Raw genomic sequence first — 25,992 nt, forward strand, 5'->3', positions numbered from 1 at the left:
AAGATATTTAATTTAAATATTATAATAAATTATTTGTGATCTGTTTAAAGGAGTAAAGTGTATTCCTGCAACGAATAAGTTACTCAATTAGTAGTTTTGACATTTCAAAAGGTTAATGACCATTGCTGCACCAGTTCATTTGCGGTGGTAGATTGCGATTTGCGACTATGGACGTAAAGCAGGCGATGTTTAACTATACTATAAAGCAAGTCCTAATCAACCCATAAACTGGGGATGAATAGGGTTAGGCATGGATAATAACGAAGAATGTAATATTATAAAAAAGGCCAATGTTTTTAAATAACATTGGCCTTTTTCAGGTATCAATTAATATATCTTATTATCGCTAATTACTCAGACCTAATTACAACAACTTTAGCTCTAATTACGCGAGCAGGTTTTATTGGGGTTACGTCTTGATTATCTGAGCTTTGAATGTCGATTGCGATGCCCCCATCAAATAATTCATAGCTGTATGCATCTACATTGTATACGTAAGGTAATTGGATATCGCTATTGGAATTGATCGGATGCGACAGATATACCAGTACGCCATCATAATCTAACGTCTCACCATTAATAGCACCATCGCTATCCCATTCATAAGTATAGGAGAGACCATCTCCACTCAATACCCACTGATTAGGTTGAATGTTGAAAGTGTAAGTCCTGTTCAATGGCTCCTGGATAATGGTGTCTTTTTTGCACGACACCAGGCCCAGCGTGGTGGTACAAAGGATTAGTAAAAGCAGTTTTTTCATTGTGTGAGTATTTGATTTGTGTGTTTAATTTAATGAACGCAAATTCATTGCCACAAAATATAATTCAAAAATATATTTTATACTGTAATTAAAATGTTATGCAAAACAAAGTTGTAAAATTAGTCCTTAAACCAAATATTCAAACAAAGTCTGGTCGTTATTGAGTTCGATGATTTCGAATTTGAATTCTTTCATACGTGCAACTAGCGAATCATAATCTGTAGGCTGTGTTAGCTCTATCCCCACAAGGGCCGGGCCATTTTCACGGTTGGTCTTCTTGATAAATTCAAAACGGGTAATGTCATCATGCGGCCCAAGTACACTATTTACAAATAGCTTTAATGCCCCCGGTCTTTGCGGAAAACGAACAATAAAGTAGTGCTTTAGTCCTTCATACAACAGAGATTTTTCCTTGATCTCCTGCATTCTTTCGATATCATTATTGCCACCGCTAATTACGCAAACTACCTTTTTACCTTTTATTTTATCCTTATAAGCATCCAGCGCAGTTACTGAAAGAGCACCGGCGGGCTCAACCACAATTGCATCCTCATTGTATAACTTTAATATAGTGGTGCAGATCTTTCCTTCAGCCACTAGCTGCATGTCATCCAGTACTTTTTCGCAAAGTTGGTAAGTCAGCTGGCCTACTCGCTTTACAGAAGCACCATCAACGAAACGATTTATCTCAGGTAAAGTTAAAGGCCCGCCATGCTCAAATGCTTTTAACATAGAAGGGGCGCCCTCGGGTTCAACACCAAATAACAATATGTCAGGATTTTTGCTTTTTAAGTAGCTGCCTACACCTGCTGCCAAACCGCCCCCGCCAACAGGCATGATCACCACCTCAACATCCGGTAAGTCTTCAAAGATCTCCACACCAACGGTGCCCTGTCCCTCAATAATGCTATAATTATCAAAGGGAGGGATGAAAGTCATGTTGTGTGCTGCGGTATAAGCCAGGGCTTCTATAAGACAATCGTCAAAGGTATCGCCGACCAACACCAGTTCCACGCTATTGTTACCAAACATCTCTGTTTGCTTCACCTTTTGCTTTGGCGTAATTTCAGGCATGAAGATCACACCTTTTGTACCCAGTTTGTCGCAGGAAAAAGCTACTCCCTGGGCATGGTTGCCTGCACTTGCACAAACGATTCCCCTGCTCAATTCCTCAGGACTCAACTGGCTGATCATATTGTAGGCACCACGTAGTTTGTACGAACGAACGATCTGCATGTCTTCCCGCTTCAGGTATATTTCAGCTTCGTACTTTTCAGACAGTTTAGCATTATAGATTAGCGGAGTGTGTTTTACCACACCCGCTAATCTTTTGGCAGCTGCTTTGGAATCTAATAGGGTCATGTATTGCAGCTACTATATGTTATTGGCCAGCCAATCACCTACTTCACTGGTTTTGTATGCTTTATTTTTTCCGGAAAGGTCTTCCGTTACAATACCTTCTGCTAAGGACTTGTTTACAACTGATCTGATCAGTTCTGCTTCTTCTTTCAATCCGAAGGCATCTTCAAACATCATAGCGGCAGACAATACTGTGGCTAAAGGGTTAGCAATATCCTTGCCTGCAGCTTGCGGATAAGAACCGTGGATAGGCTCAAACAAAGAAGTATGAATTCCGATTGAAGCAGAAGGCATCAAGCCCATAGAACCCGAAATAACCGAGGCTTCATCAGTCAGGATATCACCAAACAGGTTTTCTGTGATCAGTACATCATACGAATTTGGCCACTGTACCAAACGCATCGCTACCGCATCTACAAATTCATAGCTTACAGTTACTTCCGGAAAGTCTTTTTCCATATCCTGTACAGTCTCTCTCCACAAACGTGATGTTTCCAATACGTTTGCTTTGTCTACGCAGCAAAGTCTTTTACTACGTGTCATTGCCATTTCAAAACCCAATTTGGCCAGACGCTGAACCTCTGCTCTTGTGTAGGTACAGGTATCAAAAGCGGTGTTGCCATCGTCTTTTCTTCCTCTTTCACCAAAATAGATACCACCTGTCAGCTCCCTTAGGATAATCAGGTCAGTTCCTTCTATACGCTCTCTTTTTAATGGCGAATTATCAATTAAAGAAGGGAAAGTAAATGTTGGGCGTACGTTTGCAAATAAGCCCAGCTTTTGGCGCATTTTCAGCAATCCTTGTTCAGGACGGACCGTAGCTTTTGGGTCATTGTCATATCTTGGATGGCCGATAGCGCCAAACAAGACCGCATCGGCTGCCATGCAGATTTCATGGGTAGCATCCGGATAGGGCTCGCCGACTTCATCAATTGCCGCAGCGCCTGTAATGCCCGACGTCCATATTATTTCGTGGTTAAATTTCTTTGCTACTGCATTTGACACTTTTACAGCCTGGTCTATTACCTCTGGCCCGATCCCATCTCCTGCTAGAAGAGCAATATTGAGTTTCATATAGTTTAATTTTAGTTTTTAACTGGTAATATCGACGTTATATCATTAATAAAAGACAATCGGTCTCTTTTTCGCAATCGTCATCATGGAGTTACTTCAGGATGACGCCGCTTTATAATAAATACTTAAATAATGTTCAGCATTTTTTGGGTAGATTTGATGGCACTTACAGTCTGGTCTGAATCCAGTCCCCTGGTTATGAATATCTTCTGACCTATTTCCCAGGTGATAATCGTTTCGCACAATGCATCTGAATTACTGCCGGGGGCGATCCTTACGGCGTAATCAATTAGTTGTGGCAGACTTCTGCTTTTTTTATCGTACACATTAGTAAGTGCATTCATAAAGGCATCAAACTGACCATCTCCCTGTGCATGCTCTTCAAATTTCTCTCCGTCTATCACCACCGAGATGGTAGCCGAAGGGCGAAGGCCCATTGCATTGGTGAGTACATATGATTGCACACTTACTTTTTCTTCATAAAGATTGCTGTCCAGCACATCTGATATGATGTATGGCAGGTCTTCCTTAGTCACAGTTTCCTTTTTATCACCCAGTTCAATCACCCTTTGGGTCACTTTCTTCAGGTCTTCATCGTTTAGCTTTAAACCTAATTCCTGCAGGTTCTTTTCTATGTTTGCTTTGCCCGACGTCTTGCCGAGTGCGTACTGGCGTTTTCTTCCAAAACGTTCAGGCAGCAAGTCGTTAAAGTACAAGTTGTTCTTGTTGTCGCCATCTGCATGGATACCCGCAGTCTGGGTAAATACATGATCACCAACGATTGGCTTGTTGGACGGGATCCTGACACCAGAAAAGGTTTCTACCAGTTTACTCACTTTATAAATAGACGATTCCTTCAACTGGATCTCGACTTCAGGTACGAAATCTTTGATTACGGCAACGGCGCTGGCCATCGCAGCGTTCCCTGCTCGTTCACCCATGCCATTAACCGTCAGGTGCAGACCGCTTATTCCAGCTTTTACAGCTTCCAAAACGTTTGCTGTGCCCAGATCGTAATCATTGTGTGCATGGAAATCAAAATGGATATCAGGATACCTGGATTGTAATGCAGTTATATATTTAAAGGTTTCCGATGGCGTTAAAATACCCAGCGTATCAGGAAGCAGTATTCTTTTTACCGGTTGGGTAGAAAGAAAGTCGAGGTATTGATAAACGTACTCCGGAGAGTTGCGCATACCGTTGCTCCAGTCTTCCAGATAAACATTGGTAGCAATATTATTGGAACCGGCAAGGTCAATTACGTGTTTGATCTCTGCAAAATGCTGTTCAGGTGTCTTTTTAAGCTGATGAGTGAGGTGGTTTAAAGAGCCTTTAGTCAACAAGTTCTGAACTTTAACACCTGCATTGATCATCCACTCGATCGAAACACCGTTGTCTACGAAAGACAGCACCTCTATCCGGTCTTCATATCCGTTTGCTGTTGCCCAGTTTAAGATGGCCTTTACTGCCTGAAACTCGCCATCCGATACGCGTGCAGAAGCAATCTCTGCTCTGTCTACATGAAGCTCTTCCAATAATAACTGGGTGATGGTTAGTTTTTCTGAAATGGAAAATGACACTCCCGATGTTTGTTCACCATCGCGGAGTGTAGTATCCATTATCTCTATTTTCCTTCTTTCCATGTGCAAGCTTTTGCTTTATTAAAGAGGAAGTTGTAACGCAAACTGCTCAATTTCCGGCTTGATGCTCTGCAGATAGTCAATGTCATCAAAGCCATTCAGCATATTGTCCTTTTTGTACGGACTTATTTCGAAAGTTTCTTTTTCTCCTGTTGCCAAAAGCGTAATCGTTTGGTCAGGTAAGTTTACTTCCAGTTCTGTATTAGGATCAGCAAAGATTGCCGCAAAGATCTTTTCAGAAAATTCAGCACTGACCTGTACAGGCAATACGCCAATATTCAAACAGTTATTTCTAAAAATATCAGCAAAGAAGCTGGATACTACACACCTGAATCCATAGTCATACACTGACCATGCGGCATGCTCCCTTGACGATCCTGAACCGAAGTTCTTACCGCCGACGAGTATTTTACCACTGTAAACAGGGTTGTTCAATACAAAATCTTTTTTTGGTGTGTTGTCAGGATTATACCTCCAGTCGCGAAAAAGGTTGTCGCCAAATCCAACGCGTTCTGTAGCTTTTAAAAAGCGTGCAGGGATCAACTGATCAGTATCCACGTTTTCTATTGGAAGCGGAACCGCAGTGCTTGTAAGTATATTAAATTTATCGTAGGCCATTTTAATCTTTTATTGTGTGTTATACAAGTTCTTCAACTTTCTCTATTAATGTTCTAGGGTCGGTAACTACACCAGTAACAGCTGCAGCAGCGGCAACCAATGGACTGGCCAGCATGGTTCTTGAACCAGGCCCTTGTCTTCCTTCAAAATTTCTGTTGGAGGTACTTACCGCATATTTTCCTGCAGGTATCTTGTCGTCATTCATCGCTAAACAAGCAGAACAGCCTGGCTGACGCAAGGTAAAACCAGCTTCATTTAATATATCCAGCAGACCTTCCTCTTTGATTTGAGCTTCAACAATGTGAGATCCTGGAACCAGCCAAACGGTAACATCCTCAGCTTTGTGCCTGCCTTTTACTATAGAGGTAAATGCCCTGAAATCTTCGATACGGCCATTGGTACAGCTGCCGACAAATACGAAATCTACTTTCTTGCCGATCATTGATTCACCCTCAGAGAAACCCATATAACCCAATGATTTGGCATATGTTGCAGCACCACCCTCTGCATGGGCAGCATCAGGAATGTCATGAGAAATCCCCATTCCCATTCCAGGATTGGTGCCATATGTGATCATTGGCTCGATTGAAGAGCCATCAAAGACTAGTTCTTTATCAAAAACAGCATCAGGATCAGTTTTTAACGTTTTGTAGTAAGCCAATGCTCTGTCCCAGGCTTCGCCTTTAGGGCTAAACTCACGGCCTTTTACATATTCAATAGTTGTTTCGTCCGGAGCGATCATACCGCCGCGGGCACCCATTTCAATGCTCAGGTTACAAACAGTCATCCTGCCTTCCATGCTCATATTCTCAAAAACATCACCAGCATATTCTACGAAATATCCGGTTGCACCGGAAGTAGTAAGCTGAGAGATAATGAACAGTGCCACATCCTTAGGGGTAACACCTATACCTAGCTTACCATTTACATTGATACGCATCTTTTTAGGTTTTGGCTGCATGATGCATTGCGTAGAAAGTACCATTTCTACCTCAGAGGTACCAATACCAAAGGCAATCGCTCCAAATGCCCCATGAGTAGAGGTATGTGAGTCGCCGCAAACAATAGTTGCCCCTGGCTGTGTAATGCCATATTCCGGCCCAACTACGTGAACGATACCGTTTTTTTGATGGCCTAATCCCCAGTGACTGATCCCGTATTCATTTGAGTTTGATTCCAGTGCTTTTAACTGATTAGCAGAAAGAGGATCGGCAACCGGCAGGTGCTGGTCGATGGTTGGTGTGTTATGGTCTGCCGTAGCAAATGTACGTTCAGGATATAACACTGTGATTCCTCTGCTCTTTAATCCTAAAAAGGCAACCGGACTGGTAACTTCGTGAATAAGATGGCGGTCTATAAAAAGCACATCCGGGCCACCTTCTATCTTACGTACTACGTGAGTGTCCCACACCTTATCAAATAATGTCTTGCTCATTTTTTATATTTTTATTATAAGTTTTTTACCAACGCGCCACTCATCATTACTAAGAGATCTTCGTCATTAATATCCATTTTACTATCAGCCAATGTCAGGAAGCGATGATACGCTTCGCCTAGTTCCTCTTTGCTAAGGTTAAATCCCAGTCGTTCCAAATGGAATTTTAAAGCGTGTCTGCCACTGCGTGCGGTAAGCACAATACTTGCGCTCGGGAAACCAACATCCTCTGGTCTGATGATCTCATAGTTCTCCCGGTTTTTCAAGAATCCGTCCTGATGAATGCCTGAACTGTGGGCAAACGCATTGCTGCCTACTATTGCTTTATTTGGCTGTACGGGCATGCGCATTTGTGAGCTTACCATACGGCTGATCTCGTAGAAATTTTTAGTATTGATATGGGTGTGCAAGCCAAGTATCGGATGTGTCTTTAAGATCATGACGACTTCCTCCACAGAGGTATTTCCTGCACGTTCACCAATACCGTTAATGGTACCTTCAATCTGGCGGGCGCCATTTTGCAAACCGGCAATAGAGTTTGCGGTAGCTAAACCCAAATCATTGTGGCAATGCACCGAGATAATTGCCTGATCAATGTTTTTAACATTTTCCTTCAAAAATTTGATCTTGCTTCCATACTGGTCGGGCAAACAATAGCCATTTGTATCTGGTATATTCACCACAGTGGCTCCGGCTGCAATAACAGCTTCTACCATTTGTGCCAGAAAATGGATATCTGCACGTCCGGCATCTTCAGCGTAAAACTCTATGTCTTCTACAAATTGCTTGGCATATTTGACCGCTTCAACGCCACGCGCCAGGATATCTTCCCTGGTGCTGTTAAATTTATGTTTAATGTGCATGTCAGACGAACCGATTCCAGTATGGATCCTTGGTCGTTTGGCGAACTTTAATGCTGCAACGGCAGCATCAATATCACCTTTATTGGCACGTGTTAGCGCACAGATAATCGGTTCAGATACTGCTTTTGAGAGCTCTACAACACTTTGGAAATCGCCAGGACTTGAAATAGGAAACCCCGCTTCAATAATGTCCACGCCGAGTGCTTCCAGTTCTTTGGCAATTTCTATTTTTTCCGGGGTTGTCAACTGACAACCCGGCACTTGTTCACCATCCCTCAAGGTGGTGTCAAACACATAAACTCTATTCGGATCGTGTAACATAATTCTTAGTGTTGGTTTATATATAATTTCATGGCATTATGCATTTTCTAATAGAGTTTCTACAGATTTTACTTCGCCGTTTTTTAATACAATTCTTTTTTCAATACATGCTGGCAGTTGCGACTCAAAATGGCCCACATAGATCAATGTGGTTCCATTTTCACATAACTCATCTACCAGCTGATTAAAATGCTTTGTTTGTTGCTGATCCAGGCCCTGACATGGTTCATCCAATATCAGTAGTTCCGGATTTTTGATGATCGTACGTGCCAGCAGTGCCAGCCTTTGGTGGCCAAGCGGCAGTTCGCTCATCAATACATTTTTATATTCCTCCAGTCCGAAATAATGGACCAGCTCATCGGTTTGCTTACGTTTTGTATATCCCGGATCGCAGAATAATCCTGAACTGTCATAAAATCCGGATGCAATGCTCTGCCATACAGTGGCAGAAGGATCGAAGTACCAGTGCAGCTCAGGTGATATCAGACCTATGCGCTGCTTAATTTCCCAAATGCTTTCCCCGCTGCCTCTCTTATTGCCAAACAAATAGAAATTGTTGGCATAAGCCTGAGGGTGGTCGCCTGTAATCAAGCTGAGTAACGTCGACTTTCCTGAGCCATTAGGTCCTTGTAAAAGCCATTTCTCACCCGCATTAACTTCCCAGTTGATGTTTTTTAATACATGTTTTTCACCATAGCTGATGTTGACATCTATCATCTTAATGATCTGGAAAGAAGAAAATACAGTAGGGTTACTTAAAAATTCTGGAACCGGCCTGGTTACTTGTTGCTGCAAGCCGGAAAAGCGTTGCCCAGCCGCTATCTCATGCAGTCTACCATCTCTGATCTCTGCATAACGATGAATGGAAGCAGGTATTTCCTGTTCGTTACTGATCAGGATCAATTGCGTTCCATGGCTGCAAACTTCCTCCAGTAAAATGTTTAAGTTTTGACGGGAACGGGCATCCAGACCGTTGTAAGGCTGGTCAAGGATTAGCAATTGTGGTTTCAGCCATATCGCTTTGGTAAGCTGTAGTTTTTTATGCTCGCCGCTAGACAACTGGATCAATGTTGCATCCAGTAATTCTGTAAAGTCTAAAGCATCCAAAATTGCTACAACTTCGCTTAAATGAAGCTGATGTTTCCTGGCGTAGTTTTCTAGTTCAGCACGTACAGAAGCAGTTGTCTCGGTAGACTGCTTGTTGTACCGCTGCTGATAGTAAAAGTTAGATTGCCCTTCCAGGTCTTTAAACTGATACCAGTTTGCCACATAGTGCGCTGCGGCCGGCAGCGCACATGAGGTGTCAAAATTTATTTTAATGTTACCGCTATAGCTGATTTGTCCGGCAATGGCTTTGGCCACTGAAGTTTTTCCACTACCGCTTTTACCACAAACCAACCAGTTCTCCCCCCGTTGTATGGCCCAATCCAAACCCTGTAGCACCGTATTTTGACGGTACCTTAGATTAAGATTGGTGATATGGACGACGGGTTGTGACATATTATGCGGTTTTGATTGCTTTCATTGCAGTCATTGCTTTACGCAATTCAGCTCCGATCTGTTCTACCTGGTGTGAGCGGACCGCATCGTTTACAGCTATCAGATTTCTGTTGTCAACCGCCCCGTCTTTGCCTTCATTAAAGTTCTTGCCAACAAGGTCTGTATCTACTTTTGACATAAAATCAGCCAATAGTGGCTTACAGGCCTGGTCAAATAAATAACAGCCATATTCAGCAGTATCGGAGATTACGCGGTTCATTTCAAATAATTTCTTACGTGCAATGGTATTAGCGATAAGCGGCGTTTCATGCAATGATTCGTAGTAAGCGGATTCTGGTTTGATACCAGCCTGAACCATTGTTTCAAATGCCAGTTCCACACCCGCCCTTACAAAAGCAACCATTAAGGTGTAATTATCAAAATATTCCTGTTCGCCGATCTTAACATCCCCCGCTGGTGTTTTTTCAAAAGCAGTTTCACCTGTTTCTGCACGCCATGCTAATAAGTTCTTATCACCTGCAGCCCAGTCTTCCATCATGATACGGCTGAATTCACCACTCATGATGTCATCCTGGTGTTTCTGGAACAATGGACGCATAATGTCTTTCAATTCTTCTGATACTTCAAATGCCCTGATCTTAGCCACATTGCTCAATCTGTCCATCATTGCAGTGATACCACCTTGCTTTAAAGCCTCAGTGATCACTTCAACCCCATACTGAACCAGTTTAGATGCATAACCTGCATCGATTCCTTTTTCAACCATTTTGTCGAAAGACAGGATGGAACCTGTTTGCAACAAACCACAAAGGATTGTCTGCTCGCCCATCAAATCTGACTTTACTTCTGCCACAAAAGATGACCTCAATACACCCGCTCTGTGTCCGCCTGTACCTACGCAATAAGCTTTTGCCTGTGCCAGTCCTTTTCCTTCCGGGTCATTCTCTGGGTGAACAGCGATAAGGGTTGGTACGCCAAATCCTCTTACATATTCAGCCCTTACTTCACTTCCAGGACATTTTGGTGCCACCATGATCACAGTGATGTCTTTACGGACCTGCATGCCTTCTTCAACGATATTGAAGCCATGTGAGTATAACAAAGTCGCACCTTGTTTCATCAAAGGCATAATTGCATTTACCACCGCAGTGTGCTGCTTGTCAGGAGTAAGGTTGATCACTATGTCAGCCGAGGGAATTAATTCTTCATAAGTTCCTACAGTGAAATTGTTTTCTGTAGCATTCTTCCATGAATCTCTTTTGCCTTCAATGGCTTCTTTACGCAAAGTATAAGCAACGTCCAAACCACTGTCTCTTAAGTTTAAACCTTGGTTCAATCCCTGGGCACCGCAACCTACGATTACCAGTTTTTTACCTTTCAGTGCATTTACGCCATCCAGAAATTCTGAGCTTTCCATGAAATCGCATACACCCAGTTGGTTTAATTTTTCTCTAAGAGGCAGTGTGTTAAAATAATTTGACATCGTTTTTATTGTTTTTTTGATTTATTGGTTCGTTTATATTTTGTTTATTTCTTATCTATTTTTTTAGCTTGTTGTTACGGTCTGTTACATGCTAAACACGTTCTTTTCTTTATCCAGATACTCGTTCTCAATCACATCCTCACCAGGCTGCCTGCGCTCAAACTCTCTTAGTTTCCTGTTAAAGCCGTCACTGTCCTTGATGATCGCTACCCTAGCACTTCGTACAAATTCAATTAATCCAAAAGGCTGCAATACCTCAATCAGCTTATCAGTTTCCTCTCTGTGGCCGGTAGCTTCAAATACTGTATAATCTTTTCTGATCACTACCACCCTCGCTCCATTTTCGCGGAGCAGACGCTCTACCAAAACCTTTTCTGCTACAATGTCGGTTGGTACTTTATACAAAGCCATTTCCTGCCAGATGATATCTTCATTGGTATTATAATATACCTTCAGTACTTCCACCTGCTTTTCTATCTGACGTGAAAGCTTACGCACTACTTCCTCCGTTTCATGGATCAGGATATTGAAGCGGTGAATGTGTTCAATTTCTGAAGGTGAAGTATTCAGGCTTTCTATATTGATCTTTCTTCTTGAGAAGATGATGGCGATCCGGTTAAGGATTCCTATGCGGTTTTCAGTATAAGCGGTAATGGTAAATTCCTGCTTTCCTGTTATTTCTGTATCGTTTGAATTGCTCATGATCTACTAATTATTTAAGTCTGATTTCGCTTACACTCATGCCTTGTGGTACCATTGGAAATACATTGTTTTCTTTAGCTACCATTACTTCCAAAAGGTACGATCCTTTGTGGTTCAGCATTTCTTCCAGTGCGGCTTCCAGGTCTTCACGTACCTCAACTTTTTTGCCTGCTATGTAATAGGCCTCAGCCAACTTCACGAAATCAGGACTGGTGATGTCAACAAATGAGTAACGTTTTTCGTGAAATAACTGTTGCCATTGACGAACCATACCCAGAAACCTGTTGTTCAATATCATGATCTTTACATCAATGCCACTTTGCATAATGGTGCCGAGCTCCTGGCAGGTCATTTGAAATCCTCCATCGCCGATAATGGCAACTACTGTCCGGTCAGGTGTGCCAAATTTAGCACCTATAGCCGCAGGAAGGCCAAATCCCATTGTGCCCAGACCACCGCTGGTGATGTTACTTCTTGTCTGGTTGAATTTTGCATACCGGCATGCCACCATTTGATGCTGACCCACATCTGTTACAATTACTGCTTCACCTTTTGTTAGGAAATTCAGTTTATTAATCACTTCGCCCATGGTCATTTCACCACTTTGAGGGTTCAGTTCCTCATGAATGACGGTATCAACTTCTGTTTTGTCGTATGCCCTGAATTCTGCCAGCCATTCAGTATGTACTTTCTGATCGATCAATGCAGTCAGCATAGGTAAGGTTTCTTTGCAGTCTCCCCATACCGGTACATCTGCCTTTACATTCTTATCTATTTCAGCAGGATCAATATCCAGGTGGATCACTTTAGCCTGTTTGGCATATTTGTCAAGGCGACCAGTTACACGGTCGTCAAAGCGCATCCCTATGGCAATCATCACATCACAGGAGTTGGTCTGTACATTGGGGCCATAATTCCCATGCATACCCAACATACCCACGTTAAGTGGATGATCAGTCGGGATGGCACCTGCTCCGAGTATTGTCCATGCTGCAGGAATACCACTTTTCTCTACAAAAGCTTTAAATTCTGCTTCTGCGCTACCAAGCAAAACGCCTTGTCCGAAAAGAATAAATGGTTTTTTAGCTGAATTGATCATTGCAGCGGCTTCTTCCACATATTCTTTCCTTACCAATGGTTTCGGGCGATAGCTGCGGATATGCTCGCAAGGAACATAACCTTCGTATTCGAACATTTGTAACTGTGCGTTTTTAGTGATGTCTATCAGTACAGGTCCTGGCCGGCCGCTACGTGCAATGTAAAATGCTTTTGCCAATACACTCGGAATCTCTGAGGCATCTGTGATCTGGTAGTTCCATTTGGTTACCGGGGTAGTGATATTGATTACATCAGTTTCCTGGAAAGCATCGGTGCCCAAAAGATGTGCAAACACCTGTCCGGTGATGCATACCATAGGGGTGCTGTCGATCTGTGCATCAGCCAAACCTGTTACCAGGTTCGTAGCCCCAGGGCCACTGGTGGCAAATGCCACGCCCACTTTTCCTGAGGTCCGGGCATAACCCTGAGCAGCATGTGTACCGCCCTGCTCATGACGTACCAAAATATGTTTTAGTTTATCGTTATAATCGTAAAGTGCATCATATATCGGCATGATTGCACCGCCTGGGTAACCAAAAATGGTTTCAACACCCTCGGCTATTAGTCCTTCCAATAAAGCTACAGATCCTGAAACTGTTGTCGTTTTTTTAGGCGCTGTCAAAGTGCTTGCTTCTGCTTGTATGGTATCCATTTTATACTTTTTTAAAGGGGTTTTCAATTCTAACCTGTGTAGGCATCTGTTACGCAACCTTCACTGGCATTACTTACTTGTTTCAAATATTTGTAGAGTACTCCTTTTGTGACGGGTGGAGGAAGTTGTTTCCATACCGCCCGGCGTGTAGCAAGCTGCTCATCAGTAAGGTGTACATCGATAGAGTTGTTTACCGCATCGATGGTTATGATGTCGTCATCATGTACCAGTGCGATGTTTCCGCCATCCCATGCTTCCGGGGTAATGTGCCCTACCACAAATCCGTGTGTGCCTCCTGAAAAACGTCCATCTGTGATCAGGGCAACCGATTTACCAAGGCCTGCACCAATAATCAATGAGGTAGGTTTCAGCATCTCTGGCATACCAGGAGCTCCTTTAGGGCCAACTTGTCTGATCACCACCACATCTCCGCTTTTCAGGCGCCCACTCTGGATGCCAGCCATAAGCGATTTTTCTCCATCAAATACACGCGCAGGTCCAGTAAATTTCTCACCTTCTTTACCGCTGATTTTGGCTACTGCGCCACTTGTTGCCAGGTTGCCATACAACATCTGAAGGTGGCCGGTTGCTTTTATCGGGGATTCCACGGGGAAGATGATTTTTTGTGTTTCAAATTCAAGGTCCACTGCATCAGCAACGTTTTCTGCAATGGTATTTCCTGTTACAGTAAGGCAATCGCCATGGATCAGGCCAACTTTAAGCAGGTATTTCATTACCGCAGGTACACCACCTATATTATGCAGATCTTCCATTAGGTAAGTTCCGCTTGGCTTAAGATCGCCAAGTACAGGTGTGCTGTCACTAATTCTCTGGAAGTCATTCAGTGTAAGGTTTAGGCCAACAGATTTAGCCATAGCGATTAAATGCAACACTGCATTTGTAGATCCGCCAAGAACCATCACCAGTACGATTGCATTGTGAAATGCTTTGTCGGTCATGATGTCTGAAGGCAATATATTTCTTTCCAGCAGTACCCTGATGGCCTTGCCTGCAGCCAGACATTCGTTCTTTTTTTCTTCGCTAACAGCAGGGTAGGAGGAGCTGTAAGGTAAGCTCATGCCTAAAGCTTCAATCGCTGAAGCCATGGTGTTGGCTGTATACATTCCACCGCATGCGCCGGCACCTGGACAGGCGTTTTTAATTACTCCCTGAAAATCTTCTTCTTCTAAATTGCCTGCTAATTTTTGCCCTAAAGCTTCAAATGCAGACACAATGTTCAATGCCTGTCCTTTGTAGTTGCCTGAATGGATACTTCCTCCATATACCATGATAGAAGGACGGTTCAAGCGGCCCATCGCCATAATAGAGCCTGGCATGTTTTTGTCACAGCCAGGGATGGTAATTAGTCCGTCGTAATATTGACCACCGCAAATGGTTTCTATAGAATCAGCAATTACGTCTCTTGAAACCAAAGAATAGCGCATACCATCTGTTCCGTTAGACATGCCATCACTTACACCGATGGTACCGAAAGTTAAACCAACCATGTCATTTTTCCAGACACCGTCTTTCACAATCTTAGCCAAATCATTCAAGTGCATGTTGCAGGTATTTCCATCGTATCCCATACTGGCAATACCAACCTGGGCTTTATCCATGTCCGCTTTGGTCAGTCCAATTCCATAAAGCATCGCCTGTGCAGCTGGTTGGGTAGGATCTTGTGTAAATGTTTTACTATATCTGTTAATTTCTGGTGTTTGTGACATAATTAGGTCTGTATCTTGGTTATTCGTGTTGTGTTAATTTTATTATTTGTTTTTTTTAAGCTGTTTATCGTACTATCTAGCTACTAAATAATTACTTCATAATTCTGTTTTTCCAGCACAAGGTTTTTATAGGTGCGTTGTAATGTGGCGCCAGCACTATCAGTCCATTTTAGCGGGAAGTGATATTCGTCAACTAAACTAATTCCTGCTATTTCAGTAGCTGTGCCACAGAAAAAAGCACTGTCGGCTTGTTTTAAATCTGCTACGGTCAACTGCTTTTCAATGATCTCAATATCCAATACATGGCATAATTCTATGATTGTCGCCCGCGTAATCCCTGCCAGGATATTTCCAAGCGCCGGTGTATACAGTTTGCCTTTCTTTTCAATAAAGATATTTGCACCTGGTGCTTCGGCAATATTTCCATTCATATCCAGCAATAATGCCTCATCAAATCCTTTTCTTTTAGCTGCTGTAGTGGCCAGGATCGAGTTTACATAATTTCCACTCACTTTGGCCTGTATAGGTGTTGATTTTGGATTAGGCCGCTCATATTCTGAAATACATACTTTAAGCAATTTATGCCCAAGGTAAGCACCCCAATCCCATGCACAGATCATAATGGAAGCATCATTGCCGGCAATTAGCGACATATTGGCCGGGCAGTAAACCAACGGGCGAATATAAGCATCCTTTAAATTGTTAATTTCAAGTACTTTATATGTTTTATTGATCAGGTCATCGATATCCCATGGGAAAGGCATAGCTACCAGCTCAGCTGATTTTTTTAACCTTTCAAAATGCGCCCTTGCTTTAAAAATACGGGTGCCGTTGTGCGTATTGTAAGCTCGTATACCTTCAAAAACTGCATACCCATAATGCAGCGACTGTCCGTATAGATCAGTGGTTGCTTCTGCTGCTTTCTCAAACTGCCCGTTTAAGTAAAGTGTCGTATTTGAGTTATAATATTGCATTTTGAGGTATATGATTGTATAATAGGTGTTTCATTAAAAAAGCGCCACTTTGGGTGGCGCTTTTGAGTATTTATAAGTATTAAATATTCTTTTACAGCGCCTTTTCCTTCTGAATAATCAGCAGGAGAATTACATTAATAATGACAGTAAATAAGACGTTGACTGAAAGATTCATTTGTTCTCTATTTGTTGTTGTTTATAAAAACCAATTTAGTGCTTGATGTTTAAACTATCAATAGTTCAGTGAAAATATTTGAAAAAAAATATTATACTGTTATTTTTTATTAATTCGATATAATATTCTTAGTTTAAGTGGTAATTCATGTCTTAAAGTGGTGGCTTGTATACCGAATATGAAATCGGTATTCGGTATAGGTGTTATGCTAGCATCATAAATATCCTCGTTTTCTTCTTAAAATACCTAAAGTGCTGACAAAAGTTGATGAAATTCCGGCTTTGTGAACAACAAAAAAGCCCTTTGAATATTCAAAGGGCTTTTCAATATTATCTGATTTAAATATTAAGCAACCCCTTCGGCCAGAACAATAATTTTGTTTTTTAAAACTTCTACCACACCACCTTTAATAATGAAGGTATCTTCACCTGTTTTACTTCTAATAATTACCGGTCCGTCTTCTAAAGTTGAAATAATGGGGGCATGGTCTTTCAAAATCTGGAAAGAACCCATCACACCCGGTACGGTAACCGCAGTTACTTCACCTTCAAAAACTTTCTTATCTGGGGTTAATATTTCTAATGTCATACTAGTTTGCTTCAGCTAATAGTTTTTTACCTTTTTCTATCGCTTCTTCTATGCTTCCAACCAGGTTAAATGCAGCTTCCGGATATTCATCAACCTCACCATCCATGATCATGTTAAATCCTTTGATGGTATCTTTAATGTCAACCAATACACCTTTCAATCCAGTGAATTGCTCAGCAACATGGAATGGCTGAGACAAGAAACGTTGAACACGACGCGCACGAGATACAATCAGTTTATCTTCTTCAGACAACTCGTCCATACCAAGAATCGCAATGATATCCTGTAATTCTTTATAACGTTGTAAAGTTTCTTTTACACGTTGAGCAGTATCATAGTGCTCATCACCTAAAATAGCACGGGAAAGGATACGTGAAGTAGAATCCAATGGATCCACTGCAGGATAGATACCTAACTCAGCAATTTTACGTGACAATACAGTAGTTGCATCTAAGTGGGCAAAGGTTGTGGCCGGAGCCGGGTCAGTTAAATCATCCGCCGGTACATAAACAGCCTGTACGGATGTAATTGAACCACGTTTAGTTGAAGTAATACGCTCCTGCATCAAACCCATCTCGGTAGCCAAAGTTGGCTGGTAACCTACGGCTGAAGGCATGCGACCTAATAGAGCCGATACTTCAGAACCTGCCTGAGTGAAACGGAAGATATTGTCAACGAAGAAAAGGATGTCCTTTCCAGCGCCTTCGCCATCACCATCACGGAAATATTCTGCAACTGTTAGTCCTGATAAAGCCACACGTGCACGTGCACCAGGAGGCTCGTTCATCTGACCAAATACAAGGGTTGCTTTAGATTCTTTTAACTTTTCAATATCAACTGTTTTCAGGTCCCATCCACCTTTTTCCATTGAATGAAGGAATTCGTCGCCATAGTTGATTACACCAGATTCGATAAACTCACGCAAAAGGTCATTACCTTCACGTGTACGCTCACCCACACCAGCGAAAACTGATAAACCAGCATAAGCTTTCGCAATGTTGTTTACCAATTCCATGATCAATACTGTTTTTCCTACACCCGCACCACCAAACAAACCGATCTTACCACCTTTAGCATAAGGCTCTAATAAGTCAATAACTTTAATACCTGTAAAAAGTACTTCCGTTTCAGTTGACAGATCTTCAAATCTTGGAGGAGCATTGTGAATTGGTCGTCCACCGGTTTTATCCACAGCATTGATGCCGTCAATTGCTTCACCAACAACATTGAACAAACGGCCTTTGATCTGATCACCAACGGGCATCTGGATAGCGGCACCTGTATCTACTGCTTTCATTCCGCGAACCAAACCATCAGTTGAGTCCATGGCGATTGCGCGTATACGATCCTCTCCAAGGTGTTGTTGAACTTCTAAAACGACTTTCTGTCCGTTTTCTTTTGTAATCTCTAATGCAGAGAAAATTTCAGGTAAATGAGCATCGTCAGCAAAACTCACGTCAACTACCGGTCCTATGATCTGCGCTATCTTTCCAATGTTAGGCATATATTGTTTTGGGTAAAATTATAAATATCAAATTGTTAAAGGCTGTTTTACAAGTCCGCAATTCGGTTTGCAAAGTTAAAATTTTTCAACAAGAATTACATATATAAATAAAAAGTTTTTCCACAGTTTTTTTATCGATATTTTAGCGGGTATGAAAACAATATTAGTAACTGGCAGCAATGGCCTTTTAGGACAGAAAATAACGCAGCAGGTCTTGTTAACAAGGCAGTTTAACCTTATCGCTACGGCTAAAGGCCCGGACCGTTATCCGGTCCGAAGTGGTTATATATATGCCGATATGGATATCCTCGATCCCGTTGCCGTAAAAAATGTTGTTGAAATTCATAAACCTGATGCCATTATCCACACCGCGGCTATGACCAACGTAGATACCTGTGAGGATCAAAAAGAGCTGGCTTACCAGTTAAATGTAACAGCGGTAAGGACTTTGGTCGAACTCTGTCAGATTCACAATATCCAGCTCGTCCATTTGTCTACGGACTTCATTTTTGATGGTGAGCATGGCCCTTATGATGAAATGGCAGCGCCCAATCCACTAAGTTATTATGGACAGACCAAGCTCGAAGCCGAAGAAGCGATCAAAACAGCCCAGTGCAAATGGGCTATCCTGCGTACCATCATTGTATATGGTATCGTGAGCGATATGAGTCGCAGTAATATAGTACTTTGGGCCAAGGGGGCTTTAGAAAAGGGAGCGCCTATTAATGTAGTGAACGATCAATGGCGAATGCCTACACTCGCCGAAGACCTTGCTGATTGCTGCCTGCTTGCTGTCGAGAAAGATGCATTTGGTGTTTACAACGCTTCAGGTAAAGATATGATGAGCATTTCTGAACTGGTAGGGAGGGTGGCCGACTACTGGCATCTGGACAAATCACTAATTAATGAGATAAGTGCCGAAACATTAAATCAGACTGCTAAAAGACCCGCCAGAACCGGCTTTATCTTAGATAAGACGATCAGGGAGCTGGGATATAATCCACATAGTTTTGAAGAAGGATTGCAGATTTTGGATCAGCAATTGGCCGGCAACTAAGCGCAGGGTCAGTTTGTATAAATTATTTCCGCAAAGAGGGAGAGGAGAATCTCTTGGTTTCTATTTTCCTCTGTTTTACATTCAATATCAGATTGACAGATTTAATTTCACCGGAGATGATTTCTGTTTGTTGATCTCCCTGCAGGTTTTCTATTTCAGGTGGTAAATTTTCCGTATTGATACGTATGGTATATTTTCCGGTAGGAATAAAAAAGATGTACGAACCATCAGTATTGGTTCTTGTCAGGTAACTTTGGCCATTTTCTCCCATTGCAGTGATTGCCAATCCTTCTTTTTGCTGACCTATTTCGTAGCTGAATTCATTGTAATCATAGGATATGGTACCTTTCAGTGTGCCTGTTTTTTGCAGTGGAATTTCAATTCTTTGTTTTTTTTCAAAGTTGATTTTCTGGTCAGGCGCATACCAGCCCTTTATTTTTGGTACAGATATCCGGTATTCTCCCTGAGGCAGATTTTTATAGTTGATGGTTCCGTCTTTACCGCTTATAAATGCTACATCATTTACGTAAACTAGAAAATTAGAAGCAACTGAATCAGTAGCGTCGTAAATTCCATTTTGGTTGACGTCTTTAAACATCAGAACCTGTAGTGTACCATTGCGGGACCCAATTTTGGAACCCTTTAATTTTTTGGTAATGCCTATTTCAAAAACGTCCGACCGATATTCGCCTATCGCTGACATGTAAGTGTTGCTGTTCACACTGCCAAAAAGCTGTAGTTTAGGAAGAATTTCATATTCAGTCCGGCAGTTTAACTGCATGTTCTTACCAAAGCTATTGTCACTAAAATAATTGAAGCCGCCTTCAGCTCTCAGTTTCCCTTTGAAAAAGGTATGCTGCAAGGTGGGACTGATGTTCACTGTCGACTGTTTTGCCCGTTTTTCTATAAAGTTATTCACCGCTTCTCCAACGTAAAATGACCCTTGCTGGACAGACATGTTCAGATTAAAAAAACGATAGTTATAATTGGCATTCAGTCGGGTATGAAATTGCTTTTTAGAATCCATTGATGAGTTATAATAGCCATTTTGAGTGTTGACGGACATGTATTGGTGTTCAGAAATAGGTATGTTTATCGTAGCATTTACATTCCACGACTGCAGACTGGCTGAACTATTCAACTGCGAATTTAGAACAATGGCATTGTTTGTCTCCGTTTTATAGTTTGGGGAAATGGATATGGTGAACTTATTAAAGAGTTTATGTGAAAATCCAATTTCTGCACTTAGCGTTTTAAATGAAGCATTAAATAACGATAACATTCCAATACTCGCAGGGGCGTAATTATAGTAATCCACACTCGCCCATGTACTCACCGAATTTCCGCGATACATGATACGCTCAGCAAGATTAGTCGCTCCCTGTCTTGAGCCAGGGTAGTATTTTGTACTTACGAAATTTGTACTCGATATTGTCAGCTTATCGAAGCTGCCTGCAAAATCCAAGCTGCCGGCAAAACCATAGTTTGAAACCGGACCATTTAATACATGATCGATTCTCCCTCCGTTTATGCTGCCACTATATTGAAATTTTTTGCCGTTTAGTCCGAATTGATTATGAATAAGAAAGTTGGTAGTTTTCAGAAAGTTGTTGTTCTGATATATGGCTCCGCTTTTAAAATTCCATCTCTTTGTCTGGTGACTAAAACTACCCCAGGCGGCTTCTCCGCTTGAAAAAAGATTTTGAAATCTTTCTCCTAGCAAATTTACACTGTTCTTCACATACCCGCCCTCATACCTGTTATCATTTGTTGTGTCAGCTACATAAAATTCTCCGCCTTTACCCATGATATTGAGATCCAGTGATTTATTTATATTCCCCGCCTTTAATCCCATGTTATGTGCCTCATACCCCAGGTAGGTATTCCTGAGCATGGTAGGTGAAAAACTGCTATTTTTGTACGCTGTCAAGTCTACATTATAGGCCATATTTCCCTGAGGTAAGTTCAGTGTCCCCCTGCCTGTTAGCTGATATAACTCATTAGGACTACCCAGGCCCTGAGAGCCAAGACTAAAACTGTTGTTGTCACGGTTGTTGTTCATGCCTCGTTCCTCAAATTGTCGGTTACTTTTAGCGTTCTGGACACGTACATAATTCGCTTCAAACAATTCCCCATTTGCATATAAACCCGCAATTGTGATGTCAAACCCTTCATTTCCAAACATTTTTCTGTTCACTGGTCTGCTGGAATAGATAAGCGTATCTCCACCAGCCGGTATCGTGAGGAGGATAGCTTTCTCAAAGTCTCCGGTTTCCACAGCATTGGGATAGTTAATTACCAGAGATATTTTTTGTGTTGTATTTCCCTGATTTTGTACCCTTATTGGAATTTTAATGGAGTCCGTCATGTTCTGCAGCAGAATATTGTTAACCTGGGCAAAAAATGTAACATTTTTTTTCATGATGACTTGTAGTTTGCAAATATCACTACTGATAGTAGTTTTTGCTGTGTCTGTTAGCACCGCGTTCACAAGGTATTCTCTGGCAGATTGTGCTTTATTGGAAATGAATAATTTCGTTGGTAAAAAAAGACTGTCACCCGGATTCAGACGGATGATACGGCTAGCCCTCGAGATGAGCTCGAGATCTTCATCGTGTGTGATTTTGGCAGTAGCTACTAATACTTTGCTACTGTTGTTCGTCACTTTAACAGTTAGATTAATCAGCTCCTGATTGCCACCAGTAAGAGTTTTTTCAATGAAATTGATAGAAACATCGTTTTTTAGCTGTGCCATAGCAGCACCTTGCAATACTGTCAAAATGATTATCGTCAGCATAAACCGGAACTTAAAATTATATTTTAACACTCCGGAGCGCATGTTAATTTGGTATGGCGATAAAAACAACACTGGTTGAAAAAGTTCCGTTTGCACCTGAAAATACAGAATTGCCCGGTGCGGTAGAAAACCTTATATTGTATTCTACTTCCTGCTGGGTGTGGTGACTGACCGGATTAGTGATAAAAACCTGGTCAGAAGCCGACAGTGATCGGGTATAGACCACAATGCCCGCATTGGTAGTAGTATATTTCGTCAGCTCCAAACTTACAGCACTAACAGGAATCGTATATGAACTCGATGTAGAAGTAAGATTTGCTGTGCTGGTCTTTACAATCACCTGATGGCTTCCATAGCCAACTATCTTCATTCCCCTGACTTTGGACACTGAAACGCCACTGGCCAGCGCACCTGGAGCACTGAAGTTCATGTTTACGAGGTCTGCTGTATTTTGTAATACAAGGGAAAAGCTATTGGCAGAGGACTGTACCTGAAACGTAGCATTGATGGTTGTGGTGCTGATCAACTGGTTAGCAGCATTATACAGCGAAAATACAATTCCCCCGGTATAACTGCCATTTGGCACTAGCAAATGTATGCCTCCGGCAATAACCAGGTCAAACTTGTGTACCGTACCCCCATTGAAGGAGTCGCCAGACGAATTGATCAGTACCGCATCCGAATTGCTGAGGGCCACCGGGGTATTGGTTACGCCGATCGCGCTTGCCGTCGGACTTCCCGAACTTACCCGGTTAAACTTGAGCGATATATTTTGTGGTGCAACAGTATTCGCACCGTTTACAAAATTTCCCGCTACCCTTGCTTTCACAGTCCAGCCGCGGCAGGTTGCACCATTAGGCGCGTATTGCAGGGTTACTGCCTCATTTGCAGTCGCACCCGCCATCTGCTGTGCATAATTGTTAAAGGTATACTGATTATTGGAGTATCCGGATATCACAGTGCCGGTACAGGTATTGCTGAAAACTACGTTAAAACTTGTAGTGATTTCCTTTGTAGAAATTGCGATATTACTGCTGTTATATAAGGTAAATCTCAATATCGCGGTATAAGTACCTGAACCCACCAGAAGGTGACTTCCGCCTGCTACCACCATATCAAATTTGTGTGCAGCATAATAAGTGGGAGGTGTAGCAAATGCTGCATTAGAATTAATTAAAGTTACCTCTGTGGTGTTCAACGGCACGAGGACATTAGACACTCCCATTGCGCCGGCAGAAGGAGCTCCGGCATCTACCCTGTTAAATCGAATAGAAATATACTGTGGATTTATATTGGCACTTCCATTGGTAAAATTACCTAAAGCCCTGACTTTTATCTTCCAGTTTGGACAGTTAACAGGGGCGGCTAGATTATAGGTAAGTGTGATAAATTCATTAAATGTTTCTCCGGCCAGTACATCAGAATAACTGTCAAATGAATTCCAAATTGGTCCGCTTGCCGATCCGTTCATATCAATACCCGTACATTGCCCGCTTGTTTTCAAAGTAGAAAATGCCATCATACTCATGGTGATAAAAAATATGCATAAGTTATATCCGGATTTCATACTTGTGTTAGTTTAGCGTTCAAATTCCAGCTCTACTACTTTCAATTCATCTTTATTGCCATAACTGATGACGGCTGTTGCATTATACTTTCCTTTTTTTAAATTCGCAGGCAGAGTTATCCTTACAGTGCGTTTATCGCCAGGTAAAGAATACATATCCACATTGTTGATCTTTTCCTTGGCACCGGTTTGTGTATTTAGCAGCTCAAGTTTAATTTTGCTGTCGAGCCAGATATTGCTGGTGTTTTCTACTTCCAATTCAAGGTAGCCAGGCAGTTCTTTATGTTGAGGATCTATTTTATCTATAAAATTCAGAACCTCCATATTTCTTTTTTCTGGCTGGGGAAAAGAATGATACACTTTAACACCCATTCTTACGCTTACTTTAATCATAGAGCCATCTTCTCTCCTGGCATCGCCAGGATTCAACTGAGTAAAGAAAATCATCGCAGTATGCACGCCAACATCTGTCTTTGTATCAGGAGGGGGAGTTATTGAGATGGTGACTTCTCTTTGCTCTCGGGCGCCTAATGTAAAGTAAGAACCGGGCAGCACTTCGATCCAGTTGGTGCAGGATGTTTTAATTGTATTTGCATCATGCATAATGTTGTTGCCAAAAGCATCATAGCTCCAGTCAGATAGAGATACGCCTACCTGGAGTTCCCTGTTATTTGGATTACTTACTTGAATTTTCTGTATTGTAGGTTCTCCGGTGGCAGATTTAAAATAAACCTTGCCCGGACTCACTGTTATGCCGGCCTGGGCATAAACATGATTGCTGAAAAAAATCAGGCCTATTACACAAATATTGATCAAAGTTTTCATGTAATGAATTGCTGGGAATGAATCAAAATAGCGCAAAAGTGTTTAAAGCATAAAAGGCCCTTATTAAGCCTTTTATGTTAAAAAAAGTATCAGGTTCAGCCTATGGCTGAGTTACTGTATATACCACTGGTATAACATTGTTGTTCGCTGATGTTAAGTTGGCAAACTTACCATTTTTACCCACCAAATACTTCACATCAAATGTGTTGGAATCATTTGCTCCATTCCATGATGAACTAGTTTTAGTAATCACTGCTTGCTCCGTTCCTGACAATGTACTAGTAGCGAAGGGATCAAAGTCTGCAGTACTTCCGTTGTTACCGGTTGCGATGCTAGGAGTAATATCTACTGCTCCAGTAGGTAGCACAGAGGTACCTGTAATACTCCCCTCTTTTGCTGTAATCACATAACCAACCGAACTTTTTACAACAATCTGGTTAACTGCTGTAAACTCAATACCATCAGAATATTTAGCGGTGTTGTCGAAGTTCATGGTCATTGCTCCGTCCTGGTTAACTGTCATTTCAAGTACATCAGATAACGTGATATTTAAGTTAACTGTACGGGTTACTTGTCCGAAGGTTTTGCCGGCCGATAGCACTACTATCATCATCACGGCAACTAGGATAATTTTTTTCATTTTAATTTGGTTTTAAAGAGTTGGGTTTTCACGAAAGCTGCAATTTAAATGCCGTCAGCAAAAACTGCATTTAAGCTAAATTAAAGGTCAAATAGCAAGGTGTTTGATGTTTTGTGTGGGTAATATTTTTCTTATTTGGGCAATAAATTCCCCTGTATGTCGTTTTTTTTAGAGAATAATGTACCAAAAACCGGGGTTTTTTATCAGAATTTATTGTTTAAGTAAACCTTTAGTATAAGAAATTTAAATTCTTGGTTAAGAAATTACCCTGGAACCTAATCCTGATCTACTTCCTTCAAAATTTCCTGTATAAATCATTGACAAAGATTTGTGTCTGTCTATTCCTAAAATTGCCTTACCAAATTCGGACTAACCATTTAACTTTATATTACTATGGAAAAACCGAGAAAAGGGACACAGACAGGGACATTTGTTACCTATGAGGATTCTTTTAAAATTGCCGTTGCCCGGGAATACCTTGAAGGCAAACTGAGCCAGGCGCAGCTTGGCCGTAAGTATGGGCTTAGCAGCGGCGAAGTAGTTCGCTATTTCGTGAACTGGTACAAAAAGTACATCAGCCAGGCCGAGGTTTGGGAGTCGGGCAGCCCGCTTGCGTCAAATGCTGATCAGGG

The 25,992-nt window shown here is 41.8% G+C and carries 20 protein-coding genes and 1 pseudogene; 2 read left to right on the top strand and 19 right to left on the bottom strand.

Features of this window, described 5'->3' with window-relative positions; translation table 11 throughout:
* Positions 1 to 350 precede the first annotated feature (350 nt).
* From EZ437_RS21155 to atpD, 15 genes are all read right to left on the bottom strand, one after another.
* A complete protein-coding gene (locus EZ437_RS21155; protein WP_131598130.1) occupies positions 351 to 761 on the bottom strand; it encodes a hypothetical protein in 411 nt (136 codons plus the stop codon).
* A gap of 126 nt (positions 762 to 887) precedes the next feature.
* Positions 888 to 2,123, bottom strand: a complete 1,236-nt coding sequence (ilvA, locus tag EZ437_RS21160) for a threonine ammonia-lyase IlvA (protein ID WP_131598131.1) — start codon at positions 2,121 to 2,123, stop codon at positions 888 to 890.
* 12 nt (positions 2,124 to 2,135) lie between these two features.
* The gene (gene leuB, locus EZ437_RS21165; protein WP_131598132.1) at positions 2,136 to 3,194 is read right to left on the bottom strand and encodes a 3-isopropylmalate dehydrogenase; all 1,059 of its coding nucleotides are present in this window, start codon (positions 3,192 to 3,194) and stop codon (positions 2,136 to 2,138) included.
* Between the two features lie 125 nt (positions 3,195 to 3,319).
* The gene (locus EZ437_RS21170; RefSeq protein ID WP_131598133.1) at positions 3,320 to 4,837 is read right to left on the bottom strand and encodes an alpha-isopropylmalate synthase regulatory domain-containing protein; all 1,518 of its coding nucleotides are present in this window, start codon (positions 4,835 to 4,837) and stop codon (positions 3,320 to 3,322) included.
* A gap of 18 nt (positions 4,838 to 4,855) precedes the next feature.
* Entirely contained in the window at positions 4,856 to 5,452 is a 597-nt protein-coding gene (gene leuD, locus EZ437_RS21175; RefSeq protein WP_131598134.1) for a 3-isopropylmalate dehydratase small subunit, read from the bottom strand.
* A 19-nt stretch (positions 5,453 to 5,471) separates the two neighbouring features.
* Positions 5,472 to 6,887: a 3-isopropylmalate dehydratase large subunit gene (gene leuC / locus EZ437_RS21180; protein ID WP_131598135.1), complete on the bottom strand. Its 1,416-nt coding sequence runs from the start codon at positions 6,885 to 6,887 to the stop codon at positions 5,472 to 5,474.
* 14 nt (positions 6,888 to 6,901) lie between these two features.
* Entirely contained in the window at positions 6,902 to 8,071 is a 1,170-nt protein-coding gene (locus EZ437_RS21185) for a 2-isopropylmalate synthase (RefSeq protein WP_131598136.1), read from the bottom strand.
* 36 nt (positions 8,072 to 8,107) lie between these two features.
* Complete coding sequence (locus EZ437_RS21190) at positions 8,108 to 9,571, bottom strand: ATP-binding cassette domain-containing protein (protein ID WP_131598137.1); 1,464 nt, start codon at positions 9,569 to 9,571, stop codon at positions 8,108 to 8,110.
* Position 9,572: 1 nt separating this feature from the next.
* A complete protein-coding gene (ilvC, locus tag EZ437_RS21195; RefSeq protein ID WP_131598138.1) occupies positions 9,573 to 11,054 on the bottom strand; it encodes a ketol-acid reductoisomerase in 1,482 nt (493 codons plus the stop codon).
* A gap of 84 nt (positions 11,055 to 11,138) precedes the next feature.
* Positions 11,139 to 11,756, bottom strand: coding sequence for an acetolactate synthase small subunit (gene ilvN / locus EZ437_RS21200; protein ID WP_131598139.1), 618 nt, complete (start codon positions 11,754 to 11,756; stop codon positions 11,139 to 11,141).
* A gap of 10 nt (positions 11,757 to 11,766) precedes the next feature.
* The gene (gene ilvB / locus EZ437_RS21205) at positions 11,767 to 13,506 is read right to left on the bottom strand and encodes a biosynthetic-type acetolactate synthase large subunit (protein ID WP_131598140.1); all 1,740 of its coding nucleotides are present in this window, start codon (positions 13,504 to 13,506) and stop codon (positions 11,767 to 11,769) included.
* A gap of 29 nt (positions 13,507 to 13,535) precedes the next feature.
* On the bottom strand, positions 13,536 to 15,233 hold the full coding sequence (gene ilvD, locus EZ437_RS21210; RefSeq protein WP_131598141.1) for a dihydroxy-acid dehydratase: 1,698 nt from the start codon (positions 15,231 to 15,233) through the stop codon (positions 13,536 to 13,538).
* Between the two features lie 83 nt (positions 15,234 to 15,316).
* Positions 15,317 to 16,207 carry a branched-chain amino acid transaminase gene (locus EZ437_RS21215; protein WP_131598142.1) on the bottom strand — a complete coding sequence of 297 codons (891 nt, stop codon included), beginning with the start codon at positions 16,205 to 16,207 and terminating at the stop codon, positions 15,317 to 15,319.
* A gap of 520 nt (positions 16,208 to 16,727) precedes the next feature.
* Positions 16,728 to 16,970: an ATP synthase F1 subunit epsilon gene (gene atpC, locus EZ437_RS21220; RefSeq protein ID WP_131598143.1), complete on the bottom strand. Its 243-nt coding sequence runs from the start codon at positions 16,968 to 16,970 to the stop codon at positions 16,728 to 16,730.
* A gap of 1 nt (position 16,971) precedes the next feature.
* The gene (gene atpD, locus EZ437_RS21225) at positions 16,972 to 18,474 is read right to left on the bottom strand and encodes a F0F1 ATP synthase subunit beta (RefSeq protein ID WP_131598144.1); all 1,503 of its coding nucleotides are present in this window, start codon (positions 18,472 to 18,474) and stop codon (positions 16,972 to 16,974) included.
* A 151-nt stretch (positions 18,475 to 18,625) separates the two neighbouring features.
* On the opposite strand from atpD, the gene EZ437_RS21230 reads away from it, so the two are divergent.
* Positions 18,626 to 19,531: an SDR family oxidoreductase gene (locus EZ437_RS21230; RefSeq protein WP_131598145.1), complete on the top strand. Its 906-nt coding sequence runs from the start codon at positions 18,626 to 18,628 to the stop codon at positions 19,529 to 19,531.
* Between the two features lie 22 nt (positions 19,532 to 19,553).
* Here EZ437_RS21230 and EZ437_RS21235 read toward each other — a convergent pair whose 3' ends face one another.
* From EZ437_RS21235 to EZ437_RS21250, 4 genes are all read right to left on the bottom strand, one after another.
* Entirely contained in the window at positions 19,554 to 22,328 is a 2,775-nt protein-coding gene (locus EZ437_RS21235) for a hypothetical protein (protein WP_131598146.1), read from the bottom strand.
* A 43-nt stretch (positions 22,329 to 22,371) separates the two neighbouring features.
* Positions 22,372 to 23,895, bottom strand: a complete 1,524-nt coding sequence (locus tag EZ437_RS21240) for a hypothetical protein (RefSeq protein ID WP_131598147.1) — start codon at positions 23,893 to 23,895, stop codon at positions 22,372 to 22,374.
* 12 nt (positions 23,896 to 23,907) lie between these two features.
* On the bottom strand, positions 23,908 to 24,720 hold the full coding sequence (locus EZ437_RS21245) for a fimbrial biogenesis chaperone (protein ID WP_131598148.1): 813 nt from the start codon (positions 24,718 to 24,720) through the stop codon (positions 23,908 to 23,910).
* A 100-nt stretch (positions 24,721 to 24,820) separates the two neighbouring features.
* On the bottom strand, positions 24,821 to 25,333 hold the full coding sequence (locus tag EZ437_RS21250) for a hypothetical protein (protein ID WP_131598149.1): 513 nt from the start codon (positions 25,331 to 25,333) through the stop codon (positions 24,821 to 24,823).
* 420 nt (positions 25,334 to 25,753) lie between these two features.
* On the opposite strand from EZ437_RS21250, the pseudogene EZ437_RS21255 reads away from it, so the two are divergent.
* Positions 25,754 to 25,992, top strand: a pseudogene (locus tag EZ437_RS21255) (hypothetical protein); the annotation flags it as partial.

Source organism: Pedobacter psychroterrae (assembly GCF_004331695.1).
Classification (GTDB): Bacteria; Bacteroidota; Bacteroidia; order Sphingobacteriales; family Sphingobacteriaceae; genus Pedobacter; species Pedobacter psychroterrae.

Coding starts and splice junctions, on each gene's coding strand:
- EZ437_RS21155 (WP_131598130.1), bottom strand. CDS start 761: ATGAAAAAACTGCTTTTACTAATCCTTTGTACCACCACGCTGGGCCTG.
- ilvA (WP_131598131.1), bottom strand. CDS start 2,123: ATGACCCTATTAGATTCCAAAGCAGCTGCCAAAAGATTAGCGGGTGTG.
- leuB (WP_131598132.1), bottom strand. CDS start 3,194: ATGAAACTCAATATTGCTCTTCTAGCAGGAGATGGGATCGGGCCAGAG.
- EZ437_RS21170 (WP_131598133.1), bottom strand. CDS start 4,837: ATGGAAAGAAGGAAAATAGAGATAATGGATACTACACTCCGCGATGGT.
- leuD (WP_131598134.1), bottom strand. CDS start 5,452: ATGGCCTACGATAAATTTAATATACTTACAAGCACTGCGGTTCCGCTT.
- leuC (WP_131598135.1), bottom strand. CDS start 6,887: ATGAGCAAGACATTATTTGATAAGGTGTGGGACACTCACGTAGTACGT.
- EZ437_RS21185 (WP_131598136.1), bottom strand. CDS start 8,071: ATGTTACACGATCCGAATAGAGTTTATGTGTTTGACACCACCTTGAGG.
- EZ437_RS21190 (WP_131598137.1), bottom strand. CDS start 9,571: ATGTCACAACCCGTCGTCCATATCACCAATCTTAATCTAAGGTACCGT.
- ilvC (WP_131598138.1), bottom strand. CDS start 11,054: ATGTCAAATTATTTTAACACACTGCCTCTTAGAGAAAAATTAAACCAA.
- ilvN (WP_131598139.1), bottom strand. CDS start 11,756: ATGAGCAATTCAAACGATACAGAAATAACAGGAAAGCAGGAATTTACC.
- ilvB (WP_131598140.1), bottom strand. CDS start 13,506: ATGGATACCATACAAGCAGAAGCAAGCACTTTGACAGCGCCTAAAAAA.
- ilvD (WP_131598141.1), bottom strand. CDS start 15,233: ATGTCACAAACACCAGAAATTAACAGATATAGTAAAACATTTACACAA.
- EZ437_RS21215 (WP_131598142.1), bottom strand. CDS start 16,207: ATGCAATATTATAACTCAAATACGACACTTTACTTAAACGGGCAGTTT.
- atpC (WP_131598143.1), bottom strand. CDS start 16,970: ATGACATTAGAAATATTAACCCCAGATAAGAAAGTTTTTGAAGGTGAA.
- atpD (WP_131598144.1), bottom strand. CDS start 18,474: ATGCCTAACATTGGAAAGATAGCGCAGATCATAGGACCGGTAGTTGAC.
- EZ437_RS21230 (WP_131598145.1), top strand. CDS start 18,626: ATGAAAACAATATTAGTAACTGGCAGCAATGGCCTTTTAGGACAGAAA.
- EZ437_RS21235 (WP_131598146.1), bottom strand. CDS start 22,328: ATGCTGACGATAATCATTTTGACAGTATTGCAAGGTGCTGCTATGGCA.
- EZ437_RS21240 (WP_131598147.1), bottom strand. CDS start 23,895: ATGAAATCCGGATATAACTTATGCATATTTTTTATCACCATGAGTATG.
- EZ437_RS21245 (WP_131598148.1), bottom strand. CDS start 24,720: ATGAAAACTTTGATCAATATTTGTGTAATAGGCCTGATTTTTTTCAGC.
- EZ437_RS21250 (WP_131598149.1), bottom strand. CDS start 25,333: ATGATGATAGTAGTGCTATCGGCCGGCAAAACCTTCGGACAAGTAACC.